The following is a 5209-nucleotide window of genomic DNA, read 5'->3' as shown; positions in this document are numbered from 1 at the left end:
GGGCGCGCCGTACCGCATCGCCACGCCGTCGCCCACCACGGGCGCGGGGGTGCTGCGTGGTGCGGGGCGGCCGGCGAGCACCAGGGCGTCGAGCACCTCGGCCCAGGCGCCGCGCGCGCCGCGTCGCCGGTGGCCCCACGAGCGCAGGGCCCGGGCGAGCAGCAGCCCGAGGGGCACGGCGAGGAGCAGCGCCCCGGCGGCGAAGGCGCCGGTGCGCGGCGGCAGCGTGGACCCGCCGGCGTCGTCCGCGGCGTGGTCGTCGACCTGGTCGGGCGACGGGTCGGCGCTGGGCGTGGGGGCCGGCGGCGGCGTGGTCGGCGGGTCGAGCGGGGCGTCGGGGCGCTCCCCGCCCAGGTCGGCGTCGGGCGTGGGGGAGAAGGCCACCCAGCCGAGCCGGTCGAAGTAGACCTCGGGCCACGCCAGCGCGTGCTCGCCGCGCACCACCCGCGTGCCGTCCGGCTGCTCGTCGCCGGGCTCGAAGCCGACGACGAGGCGGGTGGGCAGCCCGGCGTACCGCGCGACGAGGGCGAAGGCGGTGGCGAACTGCTCCGAGGTCCCCTCCTGGGCGCCCGCGGTGCCGACCTCGCCGAGCAGGAAGTCCTCGACGCGCCACAGCGCCGAGCCGGAGATGGCCCGCTCGGCGACGCGCCGCTGGCCCCGCACGGCGTCCTCGACGGCGACCGCCCGCTGGTACGGCGTGGTGGCGCCGGCGGTGACCTGCCCGGCGTACACCCACAGGTCCGTCGGCACGTCGGGCAGCTCGAGGTAGCGCTCCAGCGGCAGGTCGGCGGAGGGGTCGGGGAGCGTGGCCCCCGGCAGGCGGGCCGGGTCGGGGTCGTCGACCTCCGCCGTCACCTCGTACTCGGCGTCGGCCGCGCCGGCAGGCTCGAGGAGGGTGCCCGTGCGGGGGTCGACGAGCGCCTCGGTCCCGGACACACCGGTGGGCGTGCCCGGGGCGGGGAGCCAGCTGCCGCCGAGCTCGGCCACCCGCACCGCCATCGTGGAGCGGCGCCGCTGCTCGCCGGCGGGGAGCACGTCGTCCGCCGTCGCCCCGAAGGGGCCGTAGCGGGTGGCCGCCCGCCACTGCGTGCCGTCGTACTCGTCGAGCACGACCAGGCGGGTGGGGCCCGTGTCGCCGGCGGTGGTGAACAGCTCCACGTCCGGGTTCGCGGCCCAGGCGGCGAGCTGGGGCAGGGGGCTCGAGACGTCGGTGCGCACGATCGGCGGTTCGACGACCGACCGCGGGTCGAAGGCGCCGCTCACCGGCACGAGCGCGGTGGAGGCGACGACGCCGACCGCCACGACGAGCACCGGCCCGGCGAGCACGAGGCGGCGCCGGCGCGGCTCGCCGGTCTCGTCGAGCAGGCACCAGCCCAGCACGGCCAGCACCAGCAGCAGGGCCGCCACGACCCCGACGCGGTCCCCGCGGCCGCCGGTGAGGAACGCGCCCGCGGCGTAGAGCACCAGCCCGCCCACCAGCGGGGCGAGCCGGGTCGGGCGCACCGAGCGCAGCCCGACCGCGATGCCCACCAGGCCGCAGGCGAGCACCGGGGCCACGAGCAGGTCGGCCCGCAGGGCGAGGGGCTGCGGCTCCGTCAGCAGCAGGGGTACGGCGTCGCCCACCGTCCCGACGAACGTGGTGCCCGCGCCCGCCCCGAGCACGTAGGCGACGAGCACGAGGAGGGCCGTGAGCGCGGCGGTCGCCGCCCAGCGGCCCACCCCGAGCCGCACGACGGTCACCAGGAGGGCGAAGGGCACGACCACCGCGGCCACGACGAGCAGCGGCATGCGCCACCCGCCCCACGCGGTCGCCACCGAGAGCGCCCCCGCGGCGGGCAGGCTCGCGCTCCACACCAGCGCCGCGGCGCCGGGCAGCCCCGCACGCTCCGTGCGGCCCGCGCCGCTCACGCCCCCACCGCCACGTCCCACTGCGCGGCCAGGCCGAGGGCCCCGCCGCCGCGGAGCACGAGCACGTCGCCCACCTGGCCCGACGACACGAGCGGCCGGGGGTCGAGGGAGAGCACGACCCGGCGGGCGCCGTCGCCCAGCAGCAGGGCCAGCTCGCGGTCGTCGGCCCGGGCGCCCGAGACCGCGACGGCCACGTCGGCGTCGCGCACGCCCCGCACGTCGACGGGCGCGGTGTCCGGCCCGACGGCGCCGATCTCGGCGAGGAGCAGCTCGACCTCGTCGCCCTCGGGACGCGGCAGCCGGGCGGGGGAGGCGGGCACGTCGACGGCGTACCGTCCGCTGACCACCCGGAAGCGCAGGGGCTGGCCCGCCGCGACGGTGACCCGGCACAGCGCCGACGCCAGCTCGACGGCGTCCTCGAACAGGTCGTCCCGGTCGTCGGCGGGGTAACTGTTCGAGCGGTCGTCGAGCAGCACGCACACGTGCGGCTCGGCCGGCTCGGCGTCCTCGCGCACCATCAGGGTCCCGGAGCGGGCGCTCGTCGCCCAGTGCAGACGCCGCAGGTCGTCGCCGGCCGAGTACTCGTGGAGCCCGACGAGGTCGGTGCCGCCCACGTCGACGGCCTCCGTGGCGCCGACGACGGCCCGCCGGGTGCCGGGCGCGGTGCGGCTGAGCGGGACCCGCCGGGGCAGCACCCGCACGCTCGTCACCTCGCCGTGCTCGGTGCCGTGCGAGGCCAGGCCCAGCAGCCCGTGGTGGCGCAGCAGGAGCGGCCCGACCGGTACGACGCCGCGCCGGCGGGTGGGCACGGGGTACTCCACGCGCACCTCCTCGGCGCGGTCGGTGTCGGGGATGCGCACGGGGTGGAGCACGCCGTCGACCGTGTCGACCGCCTCGGTCCGCACCAGACCGCGGCGTCGTCGCCCCGCCACCCGCAGCGTGCCGTGGCAGGGCTCGTGCCGCACGACGACGGCCGGCTCGACGGTACGGCGCAGTGCGAGCGCGTGGCGGCGCAGCACGGCGGCGAGCTCGACGACGACGAGCGCCAGCAGGCAGGCGCCGAGGCCGGCGAGGACCGGGTAGCGGGCCACGACGCCGACGACCAGCACGACGACCGCGAGCAGGGCGGTGCCCCGACCGCGCGGGGTCAGCGCCCGCCAGGCGGCGGGGGCGGGCCGGGCCACGCTCAGCCCTGGTCGGGCTGCGGCGGCAGGACGCCGTCGAGCACCTCGTGCACCACGTCGACCGGCCGGTGGCCCGCGAGCAGCGCGTCGCGGGTCAGGACGGTGCGGTGGGCCAGCACGGGCTCGGCGAGGCGCTGCACGTCGTGGGGCACGACGTAGTGGCGACCCTGCGAGGCGGCGTACACCTGCAGGCAGCGCACGAGCGAGCGCAGCCCGCGGGTGGAGGCGCCGAGGCGCACCCGGGGGTCGGTGCGGATGGCGACGCCGATCTCCCGCACGTAGCGCAGCAGCGGGTCGGCGACGTGGAGGTAGGCCAGCTGGCGACCGGCCGCGGCGACCTCGCCGGGGGACGCGACGACCGGCACGTCGGCCACCCGCCCGGCCGTGCTGCCCGGGCGGAGCACGTCGATCTCGTGCTCGGCGTCGGGGTAGCCCAGCGACGTGCGCAGCAGGAAGCGGTCGAGCTGCGCCTCGGGGAGGCGGTAGGTGCCGTCGAGGTCGATCGGGTTCTGCGTCGCGATGACGAGGAACGGGTCGGGCACGGCGCGCGTGGAGCCGTCGACCGTGACCGTGTGCTCCTCCATGACCTCGAGCAGGGCGGACTGGGTCTTCGCGGCCGCCCGGTTGATCTCGTCGGCAAGCACGACGTGGGAGAAGACCGGCCCCGGGCGGAAGCGCACCTGCCCGCTGGCCGGGTCGAACACCGTGGTGCCGGTGACGTCGCTGGGCAGCAGGTCGGGGGTGAACTGCACCCGCCGCATCTCGCCGCCCAGGGCGCGGGCGACGGCCCGGGCCAGCGTCGTCTTGCCGGTGCCGGGCACGTCCTCCAGGAGCACGTGCCCGCCGGCCACGGCGGCGACGAGCACCAGGTCGACCACCGCGCGCTTGCCGTGCACGGCGCTCTCCACGGCGTCCCCGAGACGCTGGTGGAGGCGGCGGAACTCGGCGACGTCGGCCTCGGAGACGGACGTCGGGGACGGGTGGGCCCGGCCCTCGGCGGTGGCGGTCACAGGTGGATCCTCTCGGGGCTGGGGATCGGTGTGGGGATCGGTACGGGCGGGGGCAGGTGGGTGCGGGTGTCCCGGTACGGCGTCACGGGAGCGGGGTGCCCCGGCACCACGTCGCCTGCTCGGTGGTGAAGGTGTACGTCGCGCTCTGCGCGCTCGTGCGCCCGTTGTCGGCGGTGAAGACGACCTGGCGCTGGCGGGTGAGGGGCTGCTGCCCGCCCCCGACGCCGCCCGGGCGCCCGCACTCGACGTACGCGATCTCCTCGTTGTACTGGATCGTCAGCGAGGTCTCGCCGCAGGGGAGCGTGAACGACCCCGCGTCGGTCGTGTAGCTGCACGTGCCGGTGAACGCGGCCCAGTCGGCCGGCGGCGCGAGGGAGAGCGTGACCTCGCCGAAGCCCTCGTAGGTGATGTCGCCGCCCGTGTGCCCGGTGACGTGCTGGCGACCGGCGCCCGGGAGCCGGGCCGCGCCTGCGCCGCCCTCGCCGATGGTGGCGGTCGCGGCGGGGCCGTCGCCCTCGGCGTTCGTGGCGTGCACGCTCACCGACGTGGTGCCGGGATCGCACTGCTCGCCGCCGGTGTCGGTGCAGGGGACCGTGAACGTCGCCGTGCGGGCGTCCGCGCCCACCCGCTGCGTCTGCGTCGCGCCGCCGGCGCCACCGCTGGACAGGACGACGGTGTAGCCGGTCACGGGCGACCCGTACGCCTCCGCCTCGCCCCAGGTGACCGTCGCGGTCACGGCGCCGGCGTCGTGGGCGCCCGTGGCGACGGACCCGCCGACGGCGGCCGGCGCGCCCGGGCGGCTGCTCGCGGTGACGGGGGCGGAGGGAGCGGAGGCCTGGCGGGCGCCGTCTCCGACGGCGGTCACCACGAACCGCACCGGCTGGCCCAGGGGCACGGTCAGCCGCGCGGTGCGCTCGCTCCCGTCGACGCTGGCGAAGAGGGCGCCGTTGTCGACGACGGAGACGTCGAAGGCGGTGGCGGCGGGCCCGGCGTGGGCCCAGCGCACCTCGACGACGCCGTCGGCCACCACGGTGCCGGTGACGCCGGTCGGTGCCTGCAGGGCGGCGGCGGGTGGGTCGGTGGGCGGGCTCGTCGGCGGCGCGGTCG

The 5209-nt window shown here is 78.2% G+C and carries 4 protein-coding genes; all 4 read right to left on the bottom strand.

Annotated features, from left to right (window positions below):
* On the bottom strand, positions 1-1908 hold a 1908-nt coding region (locus KK617_RS18365), incomplete at its 3' end, for a transglutaminase domain-containing protein (RefSeq protein WP_277501636.1).
* The gene (locus KK617_RS18360; RefSeq protein ID WP_277501635.1) at positions 1905-3092 is read right to left on the bottom strand and encodes a DUF58 domain-containing protein; all 1188 of its coding nucleotides are present in this window, start codon (positions 3090-3092) and stop codon (positions 1905-1907) included. The genes KK617_RS18360 and KK617_RS18365, both read right to left, overlap by 4 nt.
* A gap of 2 nt (positions 3093-3094) precedes the next feature.
* Complete coding sequence (locus KK617_RS18355) at positions 3095-4102, bottom strand: AAA family ATPase (RefSeq protein WP_277501634.1); 1008 nt, start codon at positions 4100-4102, stop codon at positions 3095-3097.
* Positions 4103-4184: 82 nt separating this feature from the next.
* On the bottom strand, positions 4185-5209 hold a 1025-nt coding region (locus KK617_RS18350), incomplete at its 5' end, for a fibronectin type III domain-containing protein (RefSeq protein ID WP_277501633.1).

Origin of the sequence: Nocardioides sp. ChNu-99 (genome assembly GCF_029493445.1) — a bacterium.
Classification (GTDB): domain Bacteria; phylum Actinomycetota; class Actinomycetes; order Propionibacteriales; family Nocardioidaceae; genus Nocardioides.
This window is presented reverse-complemented; position numbering and strand designations above follow the sequence as displayed.